Source organism: Bradyrhizobium sp. NBAIM08, assembly GCF_020193935.1.
Lineage (GTDB): Bacteria > Pseudomonadota > Alphaproteobacteria > Rhizobiales > Xanthobacteraceae > Bradyrhizobium > Bradyrhizobium yuanmingense.
The window spans coordinates 1-405 of sequence record NZ_JADYVR010000930.1 but is presented as its reverse complement, the minus strand read 5'-3'; the positions used below and the strand labels follow the sequence as shown (position 1 = coordinate 405).

Annotated in this window: 1 protein-coding gene; it reads left to right on the top strand. The window is 62.7% G+C overall.

All coding sequences use genetic code 11. The features are described 5' to 3' along the window. On the top strand, positions 1-405 hold a 405-nt coding region (locus I6F37_RS42780; protein ID WP_225154796.1), incomplete at both ends, for an MmgE/PrpD family protein.

The window sequence follows — 405 nt, the reverse complement described above, 5'->3', positions numbered from 1 at the left end:
GGCCCATGAGATCCAGGGCGTGATCGCGATCGAGAACAGCTTCAACCGGGTCGGCCTCGATCACGTGGTGCTGGTCAAAGTCGCGAGCACTGCCGTGGTCACCGCAATGCTCGGCGGCTCGCGCGACGAGATCGTCAATGCCTTATCGAATGCGTGGATCGACGGACAGTCGCTGCGGACGTACCGTCACGCACCCAATGCCGGTTCGCGCAAGTCGTGGGCGGCAGGCGACGCCACCAGCCGCGCGGTGCGCCTGGCGCTGATCTCGCTGAAGGGCGAGATGGGCTATCCCTCGGCGCTCTCCGCCAAGGACTGGGGCTTTTATGACGTGCTCTTCAAGGGCAAGCCGTTCAAGCTCGAGCGCAAGTACGGGTCTTACGTGATGGAAAACGTGCTGTTCAAGAT